The organism is Rugosimonospora acidiphila (assembly GCF_039543385.1).
GTDB lineage: Bacteria > Actinomycetota > Actinomycetes > Mycobacteriales > Micromonosporaceae > Rugosimonospora > Rugosimonospora acidiphila.
Window position 1 is genome coordinate 59,088 of sequence record NZ_BAABJQ010000002.1, and the last position, 19,970, is coordinate 79,057.

The 19,970-nt window shown below is 69.9% G+C and carries 18 protein-coding genes and 24 tRNA genes; 30 read left to right on the forward strand and 12 right to left on the reverse strand.

The window, feature by feature from the left end; translation table 11 throughout:
• The first annotated feature begins 5 nt into the window (after positions 1-5).
• From ABEA87_RS03185 to ABEA87_RS03305, 25 genes are all read left to right on the forward strand, one after another.
• Positions 6-78 (forward strand) — tRNA-Leu (locus ABEA87_RS03185).
• A 17-nt stretch (positions 79-95) separates the two neighbouring features.
• Positions 96-169: transfer RNA gene (locus ABEA87_RS03190), tRNA-Gly, on the forward strand.
• A 33-nt stretch (positions 170-202) separates the two neighbouring features.
• The gene (locus tag ABEA87_RS03195) at positions 203-646 is read left to right on the forward strand and encodes an HNH endonuclease (RefSeq protein WP_345625881.1); all 444 of its coding nucleotides are present in this window, start codon (positions 203-205) and stop codon (positions 644-646) included.
• A 36-nt stretch (positions 647-682) separates the two neighbouring features.
• Positions 683-757: transfer RNA gene (locus tag ABEA87_RS03200), tRNA-Gln, on the forward strand.
• Between the two features lies 1 nt (position 758).
• Positions 759-831, forward strand: a tRNA-Leu gene (locus ABEA87_RS03205).
• A gap of 7 nt (positions 832-838) precedes the next feature.
• A tRNA-Thr gene (locus ABEA87_RS03210) sits at positions 839-911 on the forward strand.
• Positions 912-917: 6 nt separating this feature from the next.
• Positions 918-990, forward strand: a tRNA-Thr gene (locus ABEA87_RS03215).
• Between the two features lie 78 nt (positions 991-1,068).
• Positions 1,069-1,154, forward strand: a tRNA-Leu gene (locus tag ABEA87_RS03220).
• A 5-nt stretch (positions 1,155-1,159) separates the two neighbouring features.
• Positions 1,160-1,236, forward strand: a tRNA-Asp gene (locus ABEA87_RS03225).
• Between the two features lies 1 nt (position 1,237).
• Positions 1,238-1,326: transfer RNA gene (locus ABEA87_RS03230), tRNA-Ser, on the forward strand.
• A 1-nt stretch (position 1,327) separates the two neighbouring features.
• Positions 1,328-1,400, forward strand: a tRNA-Met gene (locus ABEA87_RS03235).
• Positions 1,401-1,447: 47 nt separating this feature from the next.
• A tRNA-Pro gene (locus ABEA87_RS03240) sits at positions 1,448-1,521 on the forward strand.
• Positions 1,522-1,526: 5 nt separating this feature from the next.
• Positions 1,527-1,610: transfer RNA gene (locus ABEA87_RS03245), tRNA-Ser, on the forward strand.
• A gap of 5 nt (positions 1,611-1,615) precedes the next feature.
• Positions 1,616-1,704: transfer RNA gene (locus ABEA87_RS03250), tRNA-Ser, on the forward strand.
• A 1-nt stretch (position 1,705) separates the two neighbouring features.
• Positions 1,706-1,777: transfer RNA gene (locus ABEA87_RS03255), tRNA-Lys, on the forward strand.
• A 78-nt stretch (positions 1,778-1,855) separates the two neighbouring features.
• A tRNA-Arg gene (locus tag ABEA87_RS03260) sits at positions 1,856-1,930 on the forward strand.
• Between the two features lies 1 nt (position 1,931).
• Positions 1,932-2,005: transfer RNA gene (locus ABEA87_RS03265), tRNA-Lys, on the forward strand.
• Between the two features lie 2 nt (positions 2,006-2,007).
• Positions 2,008-2,076, forward strand: a tRNA-Met gene (locus ABEA87_RS03270).
• A gap of 6 nt (positions 2,077-2,082) precedes the next feature.
• Positions 2,083-2,155 (forward strand) — tRNA-Val (locus ABEA87_RS03275).
• Positions 2,156-2,160: 5 nt separating this feature from the next.
• Positions 2,161-2,231: transfer RNA gene (locus ABEA87_RS03280), tRNA-Glu, on the forward strand.
• A gap of 73 nt (positions 2,232-2,304) precedes the next feature.
• Positions 2,305-2,386 (forward strand) — tRNA-OTHER (locus ABEA87_RS03285).
• A gap of 10 nt (positions 2,387-2,396) precedes the next feature.
• Positions 2,397-2,468 (forward strand) — tRNA-Val (locus ABEA87_RS03290).
• Between the two features lie 2 nt (positions 2,469-2,470).
• Positions 2,471-2,543, forward strand: a tRNA-His gene (locus ABEA87_RS03295).
• A gap of 5 nt (positions 2,544-2,548) precedes the next feature.
• Positions 2,549-2,633 (forward strand) — tRNA-Tyr (locus ABEA87_RS03300).
• A gap of 81 nt (positions 2,634-2,714) precedes the next feature.
• Positions 2,715-2,789, forward strand: a tRNA-Cys gene (locus ABEA87_RS03305).
• Between the two features lie 66 nt (positions 2,790-2,855).
• On the opposite strand, the gene ABEA87_RS03310 is transcribed toward ABEA87_RS03305, so the two are convergent.
• The 7 genes from ABEA87_RS03310 to ABEA87_RS03340 are packed head-to-tail and all read right to left on the reverse strand — an operon-like array spanning position 2,856 to position 11,646.
• Positions 2,856-4,490 (reverse strand): RyR domain-containing protein, encoded by a 1,635-nt coding sequence (locus ABEA87_RS03310; protein ID WP_345625883.1) that lies wholly within the window; start codon positions 4,488-4,490, stop codon positions 2,856-2,858.
• Between the two features lie 35 nt (positions 4,491-4,525).
• Positions 4,526-5,479, reverse strand: a complete 954-nt coding sequence (locus tag ABEA87_RS03315) for a zinc-dependent alcohol dehydrogenase (protein WP_345625885.1) — start codon at positions 5,477-5,479, stop codon at positions 4,526-4,528.
• Positions 5,479-5,787 (reverse strand): Rieske (2Fe-2S) protein, encoded by a 309-nt coding sequence (locus ABEA87_RS03320; RefSeq protein ID WP_345625887.1) that lies wholly within the window; start codon positions 5,785-5,787, stop codon positions 5,479-5,481. The genes ABEA87_RS03315 and ABEA87_RS03320 overlap by 1 nt, the downstream gene beginning before the upstream one ends.
• Positions 5,784-6,752, reverse strand: coding sequence for a phytanoyl-CoA dioxygenase family protein (locus ABEA87_RS03325; RefSeq protein WP_345625888.1), 969 nt, complete (start codon positions 6,750-6,752; stop codon positions 5,784-5,786). Before ABEA87_RS03325 ends, ABEA87_RS03320 begins: the two co-directional genes overlap by 4 nt.
• 49 nt (positions 6,753-6,801) lie before the next feature.
• On the reverse strand, positions 6,802-7,662 hold the full coding sequence (locus ABEA87_RS03330) for an ATP-grasp domain-containing protein (RefSeq protein WP_345625890.1): 861 nt from the start codon (positions 7,660-7,662) through the stop codon (positions 6,802-6,804).
• Complete coding sequence (locus tag ABEA87_RS03335; protein WP_345625891.1) at positions 7,662-10,637, reverse strand: TIR domain-containing protein; 2,976 nt, start codon at positions 10,635-10,637, stop codon at positions 7,662-7,664. Before ABEA87_RS03335 ends, ABEA87_RS03330 begins: the two co-directional genes overlap by 1 nt.
• A 46-nt stretch (positions 10,638-10,683) precedes the next feature.
• Complete coding sequence (locus tag ABEA87_RS03340) at positions 10,684-11,646, reverse strand: NAD(P)-dependent oxidoreductase (RefSeq protein ID WP_345625893.1); 963 nt, start codon at positions 11,644-11,646, stop codon at positions 10,684-10,686.
• A gap of 441 nt (positions 11,647-12,087) precedes the next feature.
• On the opposite strand from ABEA87_RS03340, the gene ABEA87_RS03345 reads away from it, so the two are divergent.
• Positions 12,088-13,470, forward strand: a complete 1,383-nt coding sequence (locus ABEA87_RS03345; protein ID WP_345625895.1) for a YVTN family beta-propeller repeat protein — start codon at positions 12,088-12,090, stop codon at positions 13,468-13,470.
• 91 nt (positions 13,471-13,561) lie between these two features.
• The gene (locus ABEA87_RS03350) at positions 13,562-14,032 is read left to right on the forward strand and encodes an SRPBCC family protein (protein WP_345625897.1); all 471 of its coding nucleotides are present in this window, start codon (positions 13,562-13,564) and stop codon (positions 14,030-14,032) included.
• A 12-nt stretch (positions 14,033-14,044) separates the two neighbouring features.
• Here ABEA87_RS03350 and ABEA87_RS03355 read toward each other — a convergent pair whose 3' ends face one another.
• Positions 14,045-14,929, reverse strand: a complete 885-nt coding sequence (locus ABEA87_RS03355; protein ID WP_345625899.1) for an alpha/beta hydrolase — start codon at positions 14,927-14,929, stop codon at positions 14,045-14,047.
• A 156-nt stretch (positions 14,930-15,085) separates the two neighbouring features.
• Between ABEA87_RS03355 and ABEA87_RS03360 the strand changes: the two genes are divergently transcribed.
• Positions 15,086-15,313: a hypothetical protein gene (locus ABEA87_RS03360; protein WP_345625901.1), complete on the forward strand. Its 228-nt coding sequence runs from the start codon at positions 15,086-15,088 to the stop codon at positions 15,311-15,313.
• Positions 15,314-15,334: 21 nt separating this feature from the next.
• On the opposite strand, the gene ABEA87_RS03365 is transcribed toward ABEA87_RS03360, so the two are convergent.
• Both ABEA87_RS03365 and ABEA87_RS03370 read right to left on the reverse strand, forming a co-directional pair.
• A complete protein-coding gene (locus ABEA87_RS03365; protein WP_345625903.1) occupies positions 15,335-16,636 on the reverse strand; it encodes an MFS transporter in 1,302 nt (433 codons plus the stop codon).
• A gap of 15 nt (positions 16,637-16,651) precedes the next feature.
• On the reverse strand, positions 16,652-17,014 hold the full coding sequence (locus ABEA87_RS03370; RefSeq protein WP_345625905.1) for a MerR family transcriptional regulator: 363 nt from the start codon (positions 17,012-17,014) through the stop codon (positions 16,652-16,654).
• A 52-nt stretch (positions 17,015-17,066) separates the two neighbouring features.
• On the opposite strand from ABEA87_RS03370, the gene ABEA87_RS03375 reads away from it, so the two are divergent.
• Complete coding sequence (locus ABEA87_RS03375) at positions 17,067-17,972, forward strand: polysaccharide deacetylase family protein (RefSeq protein WP_345625907.1); 906 nt, start codon at positions 17,067-17,069, stop codon at positions 17,970-17,972.
• A gap of 55 nt (positions 17,973-18,027) precedes the next feature.
• On the opposite strand, the gene ABEA87_RS03380 is transcribed toward ABEA87_RS03375, so the two are convergent.
• A complete protein-coding gene (locus ABEA87_RS03380) occupies positions 18,028-18,600 on the reverse strand; it encodes a TetR/AcrR family transcriptional regulator (RefSeq protein ID WP_345625909.1) in 573 nt (190 codons plus the stop codon).
• Positions 18,597-19,184 (reverse strand): sugar O-acetyltransferase, encoded by a 588-nt coding sequence (locus ABEA87_RS03385; RefSeq protein WP_345625911.1) that lies wholly within the window; start codon positions 19,182-19,184, stop codon positions 18,597-18,599. The genes ABEA87_RS03380 and ABEA87_RS03385 overlap by 4 nt, the downstream gene beginning before the upstream one ends.
• A gap of 176 nt (positions 19,185-19,360) precedes the next feature.
• Between ABEA87_RS03385 and ABEA87_RS03390 the strand changes: the two genes are divergently transcribed.
• Positions 19,361-19,918, forward strand: a complete 558-nt coding sequence (locus ABEA87_RS03390; protein ID WP_345625912.1) for a hypothetical protein — start codon at positions 19,361-19,363, stop codon at positions 19,916-19,918.
• The last annotated feature ends 52 nt before the right edge of the window (positions 19,919-19,970 follow it).

A 19,970-nucleotide genomic window follows, 5' to 3' on the forward strand; every position in this document is an offset into this window, starting at 1 on the left:
CACAGGCCCCGGTAGCCCAACGGTAGAGGCGGCGCGTTCAAACCGCGTCCAGTGCGGGTTCGAGTCCCGCCCGGGGTACGCATGTCTTCGAAGCTGCGGCTATGGCTCAACGGCAGAGTGCCACCTTGCCATGGTGGAGACCCGGGTTCGACCCCCGGTAGCCGCTCCATCGTCCACACCAACAGCCGAAGGAGGTGACCCGGTGGACGCTGTACTCGTCGTCAACGCCGACCTGGGGCCGCTGCACCGGGTCAGTGTGAAACACGCGATCAGGATGTTGCTGCGCCAGGTCGCGGAGATCCACGAGGCCGAGCCGGACCGGCTCATCGGCGTCTACCCGATGCCGAGGGTCGTTCGTCTGGTGCAGTACGTCGTCACGAAGTGGCGGTACTCGGCCGGACCAGCCTGGTCTCGGACCGGTGTCATCGCCCGGGACGAGGGCCGGTGCGGGTACTGCGGTGGTCACGCGACCACCGTGGACCACGTCATGCCGCGCTCCCGTGGAGGTAAGAACACGTGGCGCAACACCGTGGCCGCCTGCGGCGGCTGCAATCAGCGCAAGGGTGACCGGACGCCGGCCGAGGCGCGGATGCCGCTGCGGGTGACCCCGCGGGTTCCGACGTGGGCCGCCCTCGCCGCGCGCTGATACCGGTCGGCGGGTTCCAAGGGCTCGCCGGCCCCTTTCCGGGTCGGCCAACCGGCAGGCCGCCGCGCTCTGAACGCGGTAATCGAGGTTCGAATCCTCGTCCGGGATCCAGGCCCTCGTAGCCCAACGGTAGAGGCACGACGTTGAGGACGTCGACGGTGCCGGTTCGAATCCGGCCGAGGGTACGCGCATGCCGGTGTAGCTCAAATGGTAGAGCAGCGCTCTTGTAAAGCGCGGATTGCGGGTTCGATCCCTGTCACCGGCTCTCCATGCCAGCGGAGCAGGTCGGGACCTGCGTCGTCCTCGTAAGACGGAAAGAGCCGGTTCGAGTCCGGCCGCTGGCTCCGTGGGCCGGGTGCTGGTGCACAGCGTCGCCTTGCAAGCCTCGCGTGCCCGGTTCGAAACCGGGTCGGTCCATTCAGGTGCTCGTGATGGAACTGGTAGACATGCCGGGCTCAGGTCCCGGTGCCGGTGAAACGGCGTGGGAGTTCGACTCTCCCCGAGCACACTCATGGTGGCGTAGCTCAGTTGGTCAGAGCGCCAGACCGTCAATCTGGAGGCCGCCGGTTCGAGACCGGTCGTCACCGCCATGGAGAGCTGGCCGAGTGGTAAGGCTGCGGCTTGCTAAGCCGTCGATGGGGTCACGCCCCACGGGGGTTCGATCCCCTCGCTCTCCGCCATCCCGTCGTGGCCCAGCGGTCAGGGCACTGCCCTCATAAGGCAGCGATCGGTGGTTCGAATCCACCCGGCGGGACGATGGATCAGGCCCCGGTGGCTAAGTGGATCCAGCTCTCTGTTAAACGGGCTGTGGCGCAGCTTGGTAGTGCGCTCGCTCCGGTGGCGAGAGGCCGCCGGCTCGAATCCGGCCAGCCCGACTCAGGGAGGAGCCAGCCGACGTGGTGACGGCACCCCGTTCGAAGCGGGACGAGCGCAAGCCTTGGCGGTTCGACTCCGCCCTCCTCCGCCTGTGGTGAGGCCAGCCGACCGGTGCCGGCCGCGGTCCTGAAAACCGTTGGGGCTCGCCGCCCGTGCGGGTTCGACCCCCGCCCTCACCGCCAAGCCCCCGTAGCTCAGAGGAAGAGCAACCGGTTCTTAACCGGTGGGTCGGGATGTCGGAATTCCCCGGGGGCACAACGCGGCACGCGCCGGACGCGCAGCTGGGTCTTCTAAGCCCGGCACGCCGGGTTCGACTCCCGGGTGCCGCTCAACCTCCCGCTAGCTCAACGGACAGAGCAGCGCTTTCCTAGGGCGTGAATCGAGGTTCGAATCCTCGGCGGGAGACCATGCGCCGCTAGCTCATCAGGTTAGAGCAGCTGACTTTTAATCAGCGGGTGCGGGGTTCGAGTCCCTGGCGGCGTACTGCGGGTGTGGTGGAGTGGAACCATACGGGGCCCATAACCCCGAGACGCCGTTCGAATCGGACACCCGCCACCAATGCCCTGGTAGCTCATGGGGAAGAGCACTGCTTTGACGTGGCAGGGGTGCCCGGTTCGAGTCCGGGTCGGGGTACGCGACGCGCGTTCGGTTATAGGTAGGCCCCTGCGCCTTCACCGCAGAGAAACGGGTTCGAGTCCCGTACGCGCGACTATTTTTGGCATCACCCGCAGCGGGGGGTTGACCCGTCAGGTGCAGGGTTCGAGTCCTGCTGCCGGAGCCGTGGAGGAGCCGGCTGGTTTCGGAACCGCCGCTGGAAACGGCGGGCACTTTCGGGTGCCGTGGGTTCGAATCCCACCTCCTCCGCGTTGTTCAGGCCCGTGTAGCTCAGTGGTAGAGCGCTGGTTCCACACACCAGAGATCGGGGGTTCGATCCCCTCCGCGGGTACGGTGCTTGTAGCGCAGTGGTTGTCGCGCCGGGTTGTGGCCCCGGAGCAGGCGGGTTCGATTCCCGTCAGGCACCCTCTTGAGAGCCCGCCGACGCTGGAGAGTCGGGCTGGTCTGTAAAACCGGTGCTTCGGCTGAGTGGGTTCGAATCCCTCGGCTCTCACCATGCCCCCGTGGCCGCAGGGATGGCGCTTGTGGTCTCCGGATCCGGAGGCCGCACGCTCGAATCCCGTCGGGGGTACCCAGTGACCTGGTGGCGTTCCTGGTGGAGCGGCCCGCCTGCAAAGCGGGTGATGTCGGGGTTCGATTCCCCGCCGGGTCTCAGTGCCATCCACTGTGGACGTTGATCGGAAAAGGGCTCCGAGGCGGCGAAGTGCTCACCCCAGCCTCAGTTCGGCGGTCCGAGCCGGACGATCCGCAGGCCGACATCGTTGAGGATGTCCGGCAGTCGGCTGATCGCGTTGCGGTCCTTGTCGCGCTCGCTCTCGGACAGTTCGTCCCAGCCGACCACGGACGGGTGCAGCCTGCGCTCGTCGTCGCGCTGCGGGCCGTAGCGCCAACCGGCGGACGTTCGCTCGTCGAGCCACCGCTGATGCTCCACCGTGGCGAGCAGCTCGAGCTCGTCCGCGCTCAGCGAGTGCGGCGGTCCGTCGCCGTCGCTCGGGGCGAGGGTGCAGCCGATCATCCGTAGTTTCGCGCCGATGTGCGCCGCCTGGTCGCGGCTGGCCGTCCGGTAATGCTCGGCCAGCTCCTCCCAGGTGCACATGGTCGGCCTGACACCCATCGCCTCACCGGTCGCCAACTGCTCCGCGACGTAGTGCTCGTGGATCGCCCTCGCCAGATGCTCCAACAGATCCTCCTGTATCACCGCCGGACGGCAGGCCAGTTCGTTGACGCCGATGAGCCAGAGTCGACCGTCGAGGTCGTCCAGCAGTTCGCCGCCCGGGCCGTGGAACGCGGTGCCGTGCCGGCCCAGGCGGTTGAGTCGGATGACCACCGACCGGGTGCCGCCGCGCCAGAGGCTGGCCGCGGTCAGCCCGGTACGCAGCGCCGCCTGCTCGTCCTCGTCGCAGAGGTACACCCGGTCCGGCGTCGGCACTTCCGCGTCCAGCGTGTCCGCGCAGCGCAGGTCGCAGCTTTCCCGGACCACCCGCCAATGTCCGGTGATCTCCCCGGCCGCCCGCGCCGCGTCGGGTCCGACCAGGCGGACGGCGAGCCGGTCCGGACCCGGGTGCAGGCGCCACAGGAGGGCCAGTTCGATGAGGACCCGGCGGCCGAACCGGCCGAGCCCGACGATGACGACCGGGCCGGACACCATCGGTTGGCGGCGGACCAGTTCCCGCGCGGCGAGTTCCTGAAGATTGAAGAAGTCGAGCCGCAACTGGGGCGACGCGGCGATGCCGAGCCGGCGCGCCCGCAGTGCGGTGGCCAGCGCCGGGTCGCTGATGTGCGCGTATGCCTTCAGTGGCGTGCCGATGCGGGTACCGCCGATCCGGGTCAGTGTCACGGCGAGGTTCACCGCACTGTCGAGGTTGTCCTCGGCGCACAGATATAGCACCTGCGCTCCACGGATACCAGCGTCCTCCAGCTCGTCAAGGGTGCCAGAGTCGACGCGGACCACGTCCCGGCCGGGCACGCCGAGCGTCGAGGCCAGTTCCAGTGCCTCCGGCGTCTGGCCGACGACGATCGCGTGTTGCTTGACCCGGCGGATACGCCACCGCCGCCACCGGTCGGCGAAAATGGTGTGGGCGGCCTCGATGAAGGCGTACAGGGTGACCGTGGGCGCCAGGAATCGGGCGGTCTCCAGCGGCCAGGGGATCCTGCCGCCGTCGCCCATGGGCGCGAAGTTCAGCACGAACAGCTGGAGGGTGTCGTACGTCATCGCCAGTACACCCCGGCCATATTGCTCGGCCCGCGCGCCGACCAGGTATTCGCTGTAGCCCCAGAGTCCGAAGGCCAGGGACAGCGCGCCGAGCAGCGCGACCACCGCTATGCGGGTGGCGGCGGAGGGCACGGGTCTCATCCAGGCCCCTCTCCCGGTTGGCTGTGGCGGGCAGGCTATCCGGTGAGGACTACCTTCAGTCGGCTCGCGGTCGGATCCGCGTGTTCGCGGAAGACCCGTTCGGCGTCGCTCCACCGCGCGTGGCCGGTGATCAGCCGCCGGAACGTTGCCAGGTCCTCATGCACCGCGCGGGCCCCGACCGGAAGGTAGGTCTGCCACGGTGGTGAGATGCTGCCCACGACGCACAGGTTGCGCCGCACGATGGTTTCCACGCCGACCGCGTGGGCGGTCTCCGCCGGATTGCCCAGGAGCAAAACCCGCCCGCCCGGGCGCACGGCACGCAGGCAGACCGGCAAGGTCTGGCCGTACGCGTCGTGGCCGACGGCCTCCACCACGATGTCGGCCCGCCCGTCCAGCTCGGCGTCCCAGGCCGGGTAGCCCTGCGCGTCCACCAGGCAGGCGCCCAGCGTCCGGCGGTACTCGTTCGGTTCGATCGCGGCGAGGTGCGCCACCCCGCGCCGCCGCAGCAGGATCGCGGCGATCAGCCCTATCCCGCCCAGCCCGACGATCGCCACACGCGCACCCGTGACGTCGCCGAGCCGATCCAGGCCGTGCAGCACGGCCGCCGTGGGCTGGCCGAGGGTGGCGTAGCGTAGGTCGTGCTCGCTCCAGTCGGTCAGCGGCGTGACCTGCTCGGCGCGGGCCAGGTACACCTGCGCAAGCCCGGCGTCGCGCTTCGGGATGGCAAGCACCGGCGTTCCCTCGGCGATGCCGGCGACGCGGCTGTGCTCCACGATGCCGACGCACTCGTGGATGGGTGCGCCCGGCACGAGCGGAGGACTGAACCGGGCCCACTCGCCGGTGAACTTCGGCACGTCCGACCCGCATACCGTGGCGAAGCGCAGCCGCACCGATACCTCGCCGTCGGCGGGCACCGGCCAGGGCAGCTCGACCGGTTCCATTCGCCACGCCCGGGTCACGTGCAGCGCCGGCATCCGGGGGCTGGTCATCACCGGGTGTCGTCTTCGGTGGACAGTTCGTAGGTCTCCGGCGCGACCATGGTCAGCTTTTGGGTCCACAGTCGCGGCACCGAGGCGCACGGTCCGAGACCGCTGCTCAGCTCGAACGGCAGGTTGTGCCAGGCGCAGCGCACCCAGCCGTCGACCACGTAGCCGTTGGCGAGGTCGGCGCCGGCGTGTGGGCACCGCCGGGCGAACGCGAAGACACCCGCGGCCGTACGCGAGACGCACGTGCGCCGGTCGACCGGGCGGATGCCGTCCACCGGCAGGTCGCCGAGGTCCCACCGCCGCGGGGTCACGGCCGGCCCGTCCGCTGCGACGCCGGAGCGTCCGCGGTGCGTGGCCGGACCGTCCGGATGGCCTGTCGCATGCCGCTGCGGGTCAGCCGCGAGCGCAGCGAGCTGATCCGGCGCATGGGCGTCTGTAGCAGCCGCAGGTCGTGGTACGGCACCCAGCCGGTGCCCTCGCGGCGATAGGCGGGCGGACCGACCGTGATCCGGGTGCTGACCACGAACCGGGTGCGGTCGGTGAGGTTGATTTCGGTGGAGTGCACGTGGTCGCCGTGGAACAGCAGCACGTCGCCCGGGTCCAGCGCGATGCAGCGCGGCAGACCGACGGGCTGCCCCGGATCGCAGGCCTCGTTCTCGCGGCGCAGCCCGTCGCGGTACTGCGAGGGAAAGAACAGCATGCCGTTGCCCGGCATCACCGTGCCCAGGGCCATCCACAGGTTGATGGTGTTGGTGCCCTGGCTGAACCAGGAGTCCAGATGCGGCCCGTGCGGGGTCATGAAACCGGCCTCCCGTACCAGCATCGTCCGGTGCGGCGCGATGACGTCCTCCGGCATCATGATGCGGGCGTAGAAACGGCCGCAGACATACAGCGGTCGGGACTGCGGGCGAAGGCTGCGCAGCAGCCGGCCGGTCCACACCAGTGAGCGGCCGGTCAGGGTGGCCGCCAGCCGCCGCCGCAGCTCGAGCGCCTGAGGGACGCTCAGGTGCTCGTGCAGCCGCTCCACGCCGTCTGCGGCCACGCCGGCCCGGGCCTGTGGCGAGGCCACCGACTCGACCAGTTCCAGGGTGTGGCCCAGCAGTTCGTCGTAGATGTCCAGCCGTTGCAGGGCCCCGGTCAGGTCGACCAGCGCTCCGGCCAGCACGTCGTCGAGGTCGACATCGACGCCCTCGGTGCCGGCCGGGACCGACCGGACCGCGGCCAGCGGGGCGGGTGGGAAGTTGGGCGGTGTGGGGTCCGAGTTTCGGTAGTCCATAGACACGCTCCCTCGTCGCTATCGAACGGGCCGCCCGTAGCCCGGCCGGTCAGGTCCGGTGCAGCAGCAGTTGGGTGAGGCGTTGGTACGACCGGGGGCAGTACCGCAGGAACAGGTCCGGTTCGACCAGCTCGAGCTCCATGAGTTTCGGGTCACCCGCCCGGTCGACGAGGAAGTCGACCCGGGCGTAGGCGGGCGCCGAGGGCGCCGCGGCCAGCACCGCAGCGCAGTACCGCGCGATCCAGTCCGTGGCGGCCACCGGCTCCGTGCGGCCTCCGAAGTGACCCTGCACCCGGAAGTCGCCGGCCGCCGGCGTTTTGCGCACGACGTGACTGAGTTCGCCGCCGAGGTAGACCGCGGAGAATTCCCCGAGCGTCTCGATGTCCGCCTCATATACCTGCGCCAGCACCGCCTCGGCGGGGGCCTGCCGCTGGATGGTCTGGTAGGCCAGCTCCGGCGAATCGCACAGCCACGCCCGGCGACCGCCGGCGGAGATGGTCGGCTTCACCACGATGCGGCACTCGCCGAGCTCGTCTCGCAGCCTCTGCGCGGACAGTGCCGAGCCGGTCAGGCCCAGCACGGTACGCGGCAGCGCCACGCCGCGCTCCTGCAGCTCCAGCAGGTAGCGCTTGTCGGTGTTCCACGCGATCAGACTCGCGTCGTTGGACGTCCGGCCACCGACCTGCTCCGATCCCAGCCAGCCCAGGAAACCGTCGAGGTGCTCCGAGTAGTCCCACGGCGAATGCAGGTGCACCGAGGTGTACCCGTCCCAGGCGACCTCCGGGGCGTTCCAGACCGGTAGGTCGGCCTCGGCGCCGGCCCGGCGGAGCTGCTCGATCAACTCCACGGTGTCCTCCATGCCCTCGCCGAGCCGGGCGGCGGTGACCAACGCGACTCGCTGCTCTACCACTACAGATCGCCTCCCTCGGGCCGGATGCCCGTGATCCCCCAGATCACGTGGTCCATCGGATCCGGCGAACTGCGCCGGAAGTCGACCCATTGCATGTTTCCCAGCAGGCTCGGCAGCTGGGTCTCGGTGGTGCCCTCCAGCAGTACCGGAATCACCGGGCAGCCGCGGGCGAGGAACTGCTGCAGCACGTACCACATCTCCTGGCGCTGCCAGGGTCCGATGCCGCTCGGGCCGAGCACCACTATCGCGCTGGGAATCGAATCGACCTGCTCCTGCAGGGAACCGAGCCACTGCTGGCCCGGAACGAGCTCCCAGATGTCCAGCCACGGCCGGATGCCCCGGGCCCGCAGCCGACGCACGAGGTCGACCACGGCCTGCTCGTCCTGGTGGCTGTAGGAGACGAACACGTCGTACAGGTCGCGCTTCTCCTTCAGCTGCACCTCCGCCGAGCGCAACGAGACCACCCGTTCGGCCGCGGCCCGGTGCTCGATGTCGTCCGTCCGGGACACCACGGTGGACTGTGCCGCCCGGGTCATGAGTGCCGGTTCCGCCGGCTCACCCGGCAGTTCGATCCGGCCGTCGCACACGCCACAGGTCATCCAGGACAGTCCCCGCTCGCGTCGCCGTCGCACCTGATCGGGTGAGACCACCGTCGCGCAGGTGCCGCACACCACGGTGACCTCCCGGGTGACCGCGCCGCCGACCGCGAAGTGCAGCAGGTTGGCCAGGCACAGCTCATGGAAGACGGCCAGTTCCACCTCGGTCACCTCGCGACCGTGCCGCACGTCGACCCGGATGCGCCCGGCGCCGTCGTGATCGGTACGGATCCAGGACCGGTGCCCGTTGGGCCGGGTGAAACAGGCTGTCATCGTCCACAGTTCGTAGTCTGTGAAGATGCCGGAGGCGTGCAGGGCGACCACCAGGGCGCCGTGGGCGTAGTCGGCGAGCGCGGTGAGGCGGTAGACGATTCCCCTGGCCAGTCCCTGCCAGGCCGACTCGTCGGGCAGCCGGCGCACGGCGCTGGGGAAGCGCAGTGCGGCGCCGGAGCTCTCGCGGATCACCACGCCGGCCGCGAGGAACTCCTGCAGGGCCGCATGCAGCAGGTCCCGCTCCCGTTCCCGGTCGTCGACCCGATCCGTGACCGGCAGCGGGACGCGCTGGGCCAGCACGTCGTCCTCGTTGAGCGTCCCGTCTCCGGCCGGGCAGCGTTGCGCGGCGACGAGCAGCATCGACGCGTACGAGCGCAGCAGCGCCGGGTCGAGCAGCACGAGGTTGCCGAAGCTCAGCCGCCGCACCAGCCCCTCGACGTCCAAAAAGGACAGTAGCGAGCGGAACTGCTCCAGGGACGGCTCGGCGGCCCCGAGCCGGCTGCAGTGCCGCACGTACTGCGCGTGGAAGGTGTGAATCCGTTCGAGGATCGTGCCCTGCGAGACACTTTGCAGCACGAACATCCGCAGTCGCTGGAAGCCGGCGTCGGAGGTGATCACTGGGACCCGGTCCCAGGCGATGTTGTCGAGGATCATGGTGCGCAGGGTGTCGATGTTGGTCCCGTCCTTGGCGCTGGTCTCCACCACGCCGAGCAGCCGCTCGATCTCCTGCCCCAGCGCCTGGCTGGGCAGCGGCTTCTGGACGCTGCCCCGGTCGACCCGGGCGACGACCACGATGCGGGCCGGCGCACCGTACGGCGTGGCCTGCGCCGTACGCAGCAGCGTCTCCCACTCGCGGATCTCCTCCCGCGGATCGGTGGTGTTGCGGTTGTCCAGCACCAGCAGGGCGATCGCCATGTCCTCCACATCGAGGCGCTGCATCAGCCGGTAGATCGGCTGGCCGGCGAAGTCCCAGAGGAACACCTCCCGGACCACTTCCCCACCGTCGTCGTCGACCACCACCCGGCTCAGCAGCGAGGCCCGGGTGCCGTGGGTGGACTCGGTGGGCTGGAACTGTTCACCGCGTAGCGCCGCGGCGAGCGCGGTCTTACCGACCCCGGTGTTGCCCAGCACGCCGATGCGGCAGTTCGCGTACCGCGGGGCACTGGTCTCGGCCGTGACCCGCCGGATCAGCGCGGGATCGTAGGACCAGGCGGTCAGGCGCCGGTCGCCGTCGCCGGTGGTGACCAGCCCGTCCTCGCTCGGGTGGAACCGCACGGTGCCGTACCAGTGGTGGTGGTCGGCGCTCTCGTCCACGACGTCGATCAGCTGGAACGTGTCGGTGCGGTAGAACCGGACGGCATGGCCGTCGTCCTTGACCGCGAGCAGTTGCTCATCATGCGACAGAGACAGGTCGTGCGGCGTTGCCTCGAACCCCTCGATCACGTGCAACAGGGCATGGTCGCGCCCGTCCCAGACCCGTACCGTGCCGTCGCTGGAGGCGCTGAACAGGGTCGGACTGTGCCGGGCGGGCAGCACCCGCAGCACGAATCCGCGGTGCGCGGCGATGTCGGCGCGCAGGTCGGCGGTTGCCGGGTCCCAGATGCGCACGTGTCCGTCGCGGGCGGCGGTCACCAACTGCCCATCGGCGCCCCAGAACGCGTCCTCGATCCGCGCGTGGTGCGCCGGTACGGTCCGCAGCGCGGCGCCGTCGGCGGCCTGCCACAGGCGCACGGTGCCGTCGTAGCTGGCGGAGAACACCGTGGCACCGTCCGGACTCCAGCCGACCGCGTGCACATCGTCCGAGTGGCCCCGAAGGGTGATGGTCTCGGCCCGGCGGGCGAGATCGAAGACCCGGACCGTGTTGTCCCGCCCGCCCACCGCGAGGCTGGTTCCGTCCGGCGACCAGCACGAGATCCACAACGGCTTCGCCGATGCGGTGAACTCGTCACGCCTGCTCAGGCTCGGGTAGTTGAGGATGCTGACCTTGCCGGTCTGGTCCGGCACCGCCAGCTGTGCGCCGCTCGGGGAGAAGGCCGCCCGGGTCAGCACCGCGGGTGCCGGTCCGAACGACGCCCTCGCGACGAACGCGCTGCTCGCGTGGGTCATACCCAGCTCCCTTCACATCCGGCCGCCGGCCGGACGCAGGAGACGGTCAGTAACCGGCATCGGGATCAGCCGCCAACCCGGGTCGTTTGCCGGCCAGCAGAGCCTCCCGGCAACGCCGGAAATCGGCGAGCACATCGTCGTCGGCGGTCACCCCGGCGATGTGCGGCGTGATCGTGGTGTTGGGCAGGCTCCACCAGGGATCCTCGGCGCCGGGCGGTTCGACGGGCAGTACGTCGAGCACCGCCCGGCGCAGCCGGCCGCTGGCCAACGCCGCACGGATGCCGGAATAGTCGACGGTGGCGCCCCGCCCGACGTTCATGAAGCACGCGTGGTCGCAGGCGTCGAACAACCGTTGGTCGAACAACCCTCGGGTCTGGTCGGTCAACGGGAGGGTGGAGATCACCCATTGGGCCGCGCCGAGCCGCCGCAGCGCCCCCGCCAGATCCACGACCTCGTCGAAGCCGGGCACGAGTTCGCCCCGGCGGGACACCCCGAGCACCCGCAGACCGCAGGAGCGCAGCAGTTGGCCGACGGCACCGCCGATCCGGCCGACACCGAACACCACGGCAAGGTCGTTCTCCAGCAGCCGGACCGGCTGGCGCCGCCAGTCGCGGCGTTGCCCCTGCGCGGTGAACGCCAGCGACTGCTGCGTCTCGACGAGCATCCAGCTCAGCAGGTACTCGGCGATCCTGCGCCCCATCCGCCCGGTGGTGCGGGTCAGCAGCGTGGCGGACGGCCAGGACCGACCGCCCAGTAGGCCGTCGACGCCGGCGTTGGTGCTGTGGAACCAGGCGAAGGCCGACGGCGGCCAGCCCGATGGCAGCCTCGCACCAATGTGGACCCTGCGTCGGTCCGCCTGGATCTCCTCGGATGCCGGCAACTCGGCGAGCCACTCGATGTCGTCTCCAACGAGCTCGGCCAACGCGGCCCGCAGGTCGGCAGAGACCTCGGGCGCCGCCGAGTAGCGTGCGGAGCGAACCCAGTCACCGGGCGTTGCGGTCCCAACCACTCGTCCTCCAGGATCGCGCTCACGCACCCACCGTGCGGCCCGACTCGCGGCTCATCCTAAGACGGATCGAACGAGGTCGACAGGACCGTTGGGCTGAATTGTCGCTCCGCGAGGCCAACGACCTGCGGATCAAGCGCCCGGCCGAGTTGGCTCTTGGCCGGAGATTGACGACAGAGATCAGCCTGCGGCACCGGCGGGGTTACAGGCGGAATGGGGTCAAATCTGTGTTCCACTGTCCGGCGCACGCGCCCTTGTTGCGGCCGCGCCCGGCGAGTTGACTCGCCTCACAGCCACTACTCTTAGTGATGTCGTCGTAGGTGCCGGGGAGGGCGTCGCGGTTCGGCCGCTGACCGCTTGGGCCTCGGCCACGGCCGCGGCGGACCACGTGAACAAATCTCCTTCTCGTCGGGCGGCGCTGTCCCACCAGTTTCGGAGCAAGGAATGATCGATCGACGTACCCTGTCCGCAGCTCTTGTTCTCCCGTTGACGGCCCTGGGCCTTGCCGTTGTCTGCGCCGCGCCGGCGTCAGCGGCCGGCGCCACCGGCCGGGTCTACGCCACCAACTTCATCGATGACACCGTCTCGGTCATCAACGCCGCGACCAACACCGTCACCACCACCATCCCGGTCGGCAACAATCCCGGCGGTGTCGTGGTCGACCCGGCCGGAAACACCGTCTACGTCGCCGACTTCAGCGACGGCAAGGTCGAGGTCATCGACGCCGCCACCAACACCGTCACCACCACCATCCCGGTCGGCAGCGTGCCCGGATACCTGTCCATCAACCCCAGCGGTACCCGCCTCTACGTGCCCAACGCCGGCGACAACACGGTGTCGGTGATCAACACCGCCACCAACACCGTCACCACCACCATCGCGGTCGGCAGCGCCCCCACCATGGCACAGGTCAGTCCGACCGGGTCAACCGTCTACGTCACCAACCAGGTCGGCAACAGCGTCTCCGTCATCAACGCGGCCACCAACGCGGTGACCGCCACCATCAACCTCGGACTGGGTGCCTCCCCCGCCGAGACCGCCGTCACCCCCAACGGGGGCAACCTCTACGTCGCCAACGCCGGCGCCGACAGCGTCTCGGTCATCAGCACTGCCACCAACACCGTCGCCACGACCATCACCGGTGCCTGCGACAAACCGGGCGGCGTGAAGATCACCCCCGACGGGACGGCCGCCTACGTCGCCTGCGGCCTTGACAACACCGTGCTGGTCATCGACACCGCGACCAACACCGTCACCACCACCATCCCGGTCGGCGCTAACCCCACAGATCTGGCCCTGGACGCCACCGCCACCCACCTTTACACCCCGAACCTCGCTGATGGCACCGTCTCGGTCATCGGCACCGCCACCAACACCGTCACCACGGTCACCGTAGGCGCCTTCCCGGTGGGAGTCGGCGCCCAGCCCCCGGCGGTGCGGTCGGCCGATGTGGATGTCGACCTGACCGCCTCACCGCAGCTCCAGCTGCTCCCCCCGTACATCCAGGTCGACGTCACCGCCCACAACCTCGGCCCCGACGCCGTCGCCTCGGCCACCCTCAGCACGGCCATCCCCACCGGGGTCACCGCCACCAACCTGAGTTCCGGCTGTAGCCAGACCGGTGCCACGATCAGGTGTACCTACCCGAACCTCGCCAGCTCCGCCAGCGCGACCAAGACCTTCCGGCTTCCCATCGGCCTACTCACCCTCGGCACCGTGTCCCTTGCCGCCACCCGTACGGCGTCCAACCTCATCGACCCGAATCCCGCCAACGACACCGCCACCGACACCTGCCTTGTCCTGTCGGTCCTCCTCGCCACCTGTTGAGGCGAGCGCGGATCAGATCGGCCCGGTGACCCCTCCCGGCTCCATTTGGGGCCGGGAGGGGTCCCGCCACAGCGCGTTCTAACCTTGGAGAATGGCGCGAATCGAACTGGTCACCACCATCGTGGCGGGTCCGGACGCGGTGTTCGACGCTTGCCTCGACGTCGATACGCATACCCGCTCGATGGGAAGGAGCGCGGAACGTGCGGTCGCGGGCGTCACGACGGGGCGCCTGAGCGCGGACGATGTCGTCACCTGGCACGCTCGCCACTTCGGCATCCCGTGGCGCATGACCGTGCGGATCACCGAATACCAACGGCCGGTCCGCTTCGTCGATGAACAGGTCAGCGGTCCATTCGGTCGGTGGCGACACGAGCACGTCTTCGCCTGCGACCCCCGCGACCCCACCACCACGCTCATGCGCGACGTCGTCGAGTTCACCGCCCCGGCGGGCGCAGTCGGAGCGTTGGTCTCCACCTTGGTCCTGGTTCCCTACCTCCGACGGCTGATCGCACGTCGTAACGGATTCCTCGCCCGGTCCTTGACTGCCCCGACGATTGACTGATCTGACAAGCCTTCAGGCGGCGGACAGCGATTTCACGATCGCGTCGGCGGCGTTGCGGCCTTCGGGCGCCGGGACCAGCGGATAGACGTGTACCGCGCCCTCGCCGACCGTCGTGGTGAGCTGCCACCCCTCGGCCTCGGCCCGCGTGCGCAGCAGCTCGGCGTCGGGCAGGGAAAGGTCGCGGGAACCGACGTAGACGTCGGTCGGGGGCAGCCCGGCCAGTGGGCCGTTGACCGGGCTGAGCCGCGGGTCCTCGGGATCGTCGCCGCCGGCCCACACCGTGCCGATCTCGATGAGCCCGGCCCTGGCCAGCCACGGGTCGCGCGCCTCGACGGCGGGCAGGTCCGGATTGCTCAGGGTCAGATCCAGCCACGGGGAGATCAGCACCAGCCGCCCTGGCCCCGGCAGGCCGGCCCCGGCCAGGGTCTGGGCGAACCCCAGCGCCAGACCCGCACCGGCGGAGTCACCGGCGATGCTGACCGTTGCCGCGTCCACCTCGCCGATCAGGTCGCGGTAGACCTCGGTGACCAAGGGGTACGCGTCCCGGTAGGTGTGCCGCGGGGCGAGCCCGTAGATCGGTACCTCGACCCGGACGCCGGCCCGCGCCAGCCGGGAGATCAGAGCCCAGTGCTGGGAGACGATCTCGTTGACGTAGCCGCCGCCGTGCAGGTAGATGACCGCCCGGGTGGCCGGTCGGTCGTTCGGGGCGACGGTCCAGCAGTCGAAGCCGTTGACCTGCCGCCGACTCACCCGATGCCGTCTGCCCAGCCGGGCGGGAGGCTGTGACGGGCCCTTGGCCGCGGCCAGCATCCGGCGAGCGCCGGCGACGGTGGCGAACCTCGGCTTGGCGGTCAACCGCACGTACCCGGCCACCGCCCTCATCAGCAGGCTCGTCACGTCCGGTTCCCTCCCCGTTGTGGTGGCCGGCCTCAGCGTACCGGCGGCACCGGCCGCGACGCTCACCGCTGCCGCGGCGAAGCTGGTTGGGTCTCTGACAGGATGACAGCGGACATGCGGGTGACGATCCGACGCGCGCGGGGCGGGAGCGGTCGAATGGCGATACTGCTGGACTTCGAGAAGGTCCGCGACGACGGCCGGGAGGTCGAGTACGTCTTCGGGTACCCGGAGCTGAACCGCCGCCTGGTCATCCTGAAGGACAGCCAGCAGGGCCGGGCGCTGGACGGGAACGAGGACCGGGACTACGCGGCCGTCCTGGTCAAACTGCTGCGGATCCGGCGCTCTCGCGGGACCTGGCCGGTCAAGGGCTCCTACGCGGCCTGACGGGCCGATCGGCACTCTCTGTCAAGCCTCCGAGGACCCGTCCACCCGCCGGACGGTCAGCAGCGCGGCGGCGGCCACCACGCACAGCCCGGCGATGCCCTCGACCACCCACAAATAGTCACCGGTGGCGTCCCGGATCGCCGCCGCCCCGAGGGGGGCGAGCGCCTTGGCCACGGTCAACGGTACGGCGAGGATGCCCGAAAGGGTGGCGTAAGCGGTGGTGCCGTACCGGTCGGCGAGGATGGCGGGGCGGGCGATGGTGGAGACACCGAAGCCGAGCCCCACGCCGAGCGTGGCGAGGACGGCGCCGAGGTTCCCGCGTCCCACCAGCGGCAGGCAGGCCGCCGCACCGGCCTGCACGACGAACATGGCCGCGGTGGCGGTGGCGGGGCTGGCCCGGCGGATGGTGGCCGTGGTGGCCAGGCGCCCGGTGACGGACAGGATGCCCAACAGCCCGGCGGTGTTGGCGGCGAACTGCGGGGTGTGGCCGAGTTCGGTGAGGTACGCGACGAGGTGGACCCCGACGGCGGCGACGGCGGCGTTGCTGGCGACGAACGCGACGGCCAGCGCCCAGTAACCGGGATCGCGCACGGCCGCGGACACTACGCGGCGCCGCTCACCGTCGTCACGTGACCGATCGGCGCCCGCCGCGCTCGGGGTTTTCCCGGCAGTACCCGGCGGTGCCTGCCGCTCATCGGCAACCGGCCGGGGCGCGCGCCGGACAAGCAGATGGCCCGGAATGGTGATGGCGGCGTGGATCGCGGCGAGGACGAGGATGGCGGAGCGCCAGCCGTACCGGCCGACGAGATGCCCGGTCAGCGGCAGGAAGATGCTGGAGGCGAAGCCGGCCACCACGGTCACCGCCAGCAGCGCGGTGCCGCGCCGTTCACGGAACCAGGCGATGACCACGGCGAAGGCCGCCTCGTACAGCACGCAGGCGGTGGCCACCCCGATACCGGTCCACACCAGGTACAGGGCGAGGATGGTGTGCACCCTCGACCAGGCGAGCAGGAGCAGGGTGGCCGCGATGGAGCCGCCGGTCATGAGGGCCCGTGCGCCGTGCCGGTCCAGCCACCGTCCGACCGGTACGGCGGCCGCGGCACTGGCGAGGATCGAGCAGGTCAACGCTCCGGCGATGACGGTGGTACCGGTGTGCAGGGCGGTGGCCATCGGGGTGAGGAACACGGCGTACGCGTAGTAGAGCACGCCGTACCCGACGGTCGTGGTCGCCGACAGCGCGGCGACGATGAGCCACCCGTACGTCGGCACCCCGGTGGCTTCCCCACCGGCCCGGGTGGCACGCGGTGCGTGGAGGTGGGTCACGAATCGGGTCGCCGCCTACACGCCGAGAGACGCCGCGCTGATCACCTCGTCGAGCACGTCACGGGAGTTGGCCAGGTCGGCGATCATCCGGTCGATGCGCTCCCGTTCACCGGTCAGGTCGGTGACCAGTTGCGGGGTGGCTATCTCCGAGGGGCCTCCGTCGGCGTCTCGCATGCACGGCAGCAACTGCCCGATCTTCTTGCTGTGCAGCCCCGCGGCGAACAGCTCCTGAATGCGCACCACCCGGTCGACCGCCTGCTCGGGATAGTCCCGCTGGCCACCGGACGTGCGATCGGCCGCCAACAACCCCTGCTGCTCGTAATACCGCAACGACCGCTCGCTGACTCCGGTGCGCCGCGCGAGTTCCCCGATCCTCATCACACTCCTCACGCTTGCAGCTGACACTGATGTTAACTTCTACCGTGTCGGCATGACGAACACCGATCTGTCCCAGACCAGCGAACCGACACTCTTCGACTACCGCCCCATCACCCAACGTCCGGCGATCCGCTGGCCGGGCGGAGCCCGGGTGGCCGCGTACATCGGCCTCAACGTCGAGCACTTCCTGCTCGACCGCCCCTCCACCAGCATCTGGCCCGGCACCGCGGACCTCGTCCCGGACGCGCTCAACTACGGGTGGCGCGACTACGGGGCACGGGTCGGGGTGTGGCGCACGATGGACATCCTGGACCGGCACGGTATCCGGGCCAGCGTGCTGCTGAACTCCATGGTGGCGCAGCGGTACCCGCAGATCATCGAGGCCGGGCGCAGCCGCGACTGGGCCTGGCTGGCCCACGGAAAGACAAACTCCATCCTGCACACCGGCATGTCGCTGGACGACGAACGCCACGTGCTCACCGAGATCGTCGACACCATAGCGGATGCCACCGGCCAGCGCCCGCGAGGCTGGATGGGACCGGGGCTGACCGAGACGCTCAACACCCCGGCGCTGCTCGCCGAACTCGGCCTGAGCTACGTGCTGGACTGGACCAACGACGACCAGCCGTACGAGCTGAACGTCCCCGGCCTGATGAGCGTCCCGTACACGCTCGAACTCAACGACCTCGGGCTGTTCGGCAAGGGCACCACTGGACCCGAATTCCTGCAGATCGTGAAGGACCAGTATGAGCAGTTGCACGCCGATTCCGCCGACAGCGGCCGGGTGATGGCGTTGGCCCTGCACCCGTTCGTGACCGGTCAACCGTTTCGGGCCAAGTACCTGGATCAGGCGCTGGCCTTCCTCGCGGCGCAACCGGACATCTGGCTGACCACCAGCGACGAGATCGCCGAGCACTACCGCCGCACCGGCGGCCAGCAGGAGCGGCGTAAGGCCTGAGGGCTGGTAATGATCGCCCGCCATCGACTGCCGGCCACGTGCGAGGATCGTCGCGTCAGTTGAGATACCGGTGGATGGCATGCCGGATCTGCTCGGGTGTCATCGGCTCGGTGGACAGGGCGCTGTGCAGGACAAGCCCTTCGATCAGCGCGTCAACCTCGCGAGCGGTGGTGGGGTCGAAGTGATACTCCAGGGCACGCCGGCTGCGTTGCATCCAGGCCTGGGTCACGGCCCTGAGGGCGGGCTTGCGCGCGGCGGCAAGGTAGAGCTCGACGGCGAGGATGAGGTCGCGCTCGCCGCCGAGTAGCTGGTCTGAGATGACGGCGATCACGGCTTCGATGGCGGACTCCCGGTCGGGGGCTGCTCGCAGGCGCTGGTCGAAGACCGTGGCCACCGCGTCGGCGTGCCGGGTGAACGCCTCGGCGAGGATCTCGTCGAGGCTTGCGAAGTGGTAGGTCATCGAGCCCAGTGGCACGTCGGCGGCGCGGGCGATCTCCCGATGGGTGGTAGCGGCGACGCCGTGTTCGGCGATGACGCCGAGCGCGGCGTCGATGAGACGGTCCCGCCGACCGGGGTCGTGGCGGCGCGGCCGCCGGCCGGCGGAATGCGCAGTGGTGGAACGGCTCACTGCGGCGCCGTTTCGATCGTGCGGATTACGCGGGCGGGGTTGCCGACCGCGACCACGTTCGCCGGCAGGCTGCGGGTGACCACCGCGCCGGCGCCGACGACGGTGTTGTCCCCGATGGTGACGCCGGCCAGGACGATCGCCCCGCTGCCGAGCCAGACATTGTCGCCGATGACGATCGGCTTCGCGGCCTCCCACTTGGCCCGGCGTGGCTCCGGATCCACCGGGTGTGTCGGGGTGAGCAGCTGCACGTTCGTGCCGATCTGCACGTCGTCGCCGATGGTGATCGGTGCGACGTCGAGTGCGACGAGGCCGAAGTTCGCGAACGATCGGGCGCCGATGCGCAGGTTGCTGCCGTAGTCGACCCGGATCGGCGGCCGGATCTCGGTGCCCTCGCCGAGGGCGCCGAGCAGTTGGGTGAGCAGTGCCCGTCGCCCCTGCGCGTCCCGGGCCGGCGCCGCGTTGAACGCCTCCATCAACTCCGCCGCACGCAGCATGTGCTCGGCCAGTTCTGGGTCGTCGGCGAGGTACAGGTCGCCCGCGAGCATCCGCTCCCGCATCGAGCGGTCATCTCGATCAGAGGTCATATGTACGACAGTACGCAGCGGTCGGCGCCGGCCAGTTCGACGCCGGATCGCGCCCCGGGACGCGCCCGGCACGGACCCGGACACGATCGGGTGACGGGGCGGTAAAAGGCGACTGGGCCCGGGTGCGTTCCGGCACGGTGGAGCCGCCCTACTGTTAGCTCGCCATCATCGGGATAATGAAGATAGTTCGGACGATCGCTTCCATCGTGACACTCACCGTGCTCGCGGCCCTCGTCGGCACGGCCATCGCAGTGCCCGCCGAGCCGGCAGTCGTCGATACCTCCACCATCTCGATCCTCGCTGCCGGCACACTGTCGATCACGGCGCCCGCCAACGTCAATCTCGGCTCGACCCGTGCCAGCGGCACACTTACCGGCTCGCTCGGCACCGTTACGGTCTCCGACACCCGAGGCAACCTGGTCGCCGCCTGGACCGCGACCGTCAGCAGCACCGACTTCACCACCGGCCCCGCCACCCCGGCCGCGACGATCGGCAAGGCCAACATCCGCTACTGGTCCGGCACCGCCACCGCGACCAGCGGCGTCGGCGTGTTCATCGCCGGACAGGGCACGGCCTCCAGTGCCGTGGTGCTGTCGACCACTCGCACCGCGTTCAACCTGACCGCGGGCGTCGGGAACAACTCGGCCTCCTGGAAACCGACCGTCATCGTCACCGTCCCGGCCACGGCGCTCTCCGGTACCTATACCGGGACCATCACCCATTCGGTCGCCTGACCGGACCCAGTTCCGAGACTCCGGCCGCGACCTGGTCGGGGGGTCCGGGCGG

Excerpts from the sequence above, each read along its gene's own strand:
- ABEA87_RS03350 (WP_345625897.1), top strand. The coding sequence starts at position 13,562 with ATGGCGCGAATCGAACTGGTCACCACCATCGTGGCGGGTCCGGACGCG.
- ABEA87_RS03310 (WP_345625883.1), bottom strand. The coding sequence starts at position 4,490 with ATGAGACCCGTGCCCTCCGCCGCCACCCGCATAGCGGTGGTCGCGCTG.
- ABEA87_RS03385 (WP_345625911.1), bottom strand. The coding sequence starts at position 19,184 with ATGACCTCTGATCGAGATGACCGCTCGATGCGGGAGCGGATGCTCGCG.
- ABEA87_RS03390 (WP_345625912.1), top strand. The coding sequence starts at position 19,361 with ATGAAGATAGTTCGGACGATCGCTTCCATCGTGACACTCACCGTGCTC.
- ABEA87_RS03375 (WP_345625907.1), top strand. The coding sequence starts at position 17,067 with ATGACGAACACCGATCTGTCCCAGACCAGCGAACCGACACTCTTCGAC.
- ABEA87_RS03345 (WP_345625895.1), top strand. The coding sequence starts at position 12,088 with ATGATCGATCGACGTACCCTGTCCGCAGCTCTTGTTCTCCCGTTGACG.
- ABEA87_RS03325 (WP_345625888.1), bottom strand. The coding sequence starts at position 6,752 with ATGGACTACCGAAACTCGGACCCCACACCGCCCAACTTCCCACCCGCC.
- ABEA87_RS03315 (WP_345625885.1), bottom strand. The coding sequence starts at position 5,479 with ATGACCAGCCCCCGGATGCCGGCGCTGCACGTGACCCGGGCGTGGCGA.
- ABEA87_RS03360 (WP_345625901.1), top strand. The coding sequence starts at position 15,086 with ATGGCGATACTGCTGGACTTCGAGAAGGTCCGCGACGACGGCCGGGAG.
- ABEA87_RS03335 (WP_345625891.1), bottom strand. The coding sequence starts at position 10,637 with ATGACCCACGCGAGCAGCGCGTTCGTCGCGAGGGCGTCGTTCGGACCG.
- ABEA87_RS03370 (WP_345625905.1), bottom strand. The coding sequence starts at position 17,014 with ATGAGGATCGGGGAACTCGCGCGGCGCACCGGAGTCAGCGAGCGGTCG.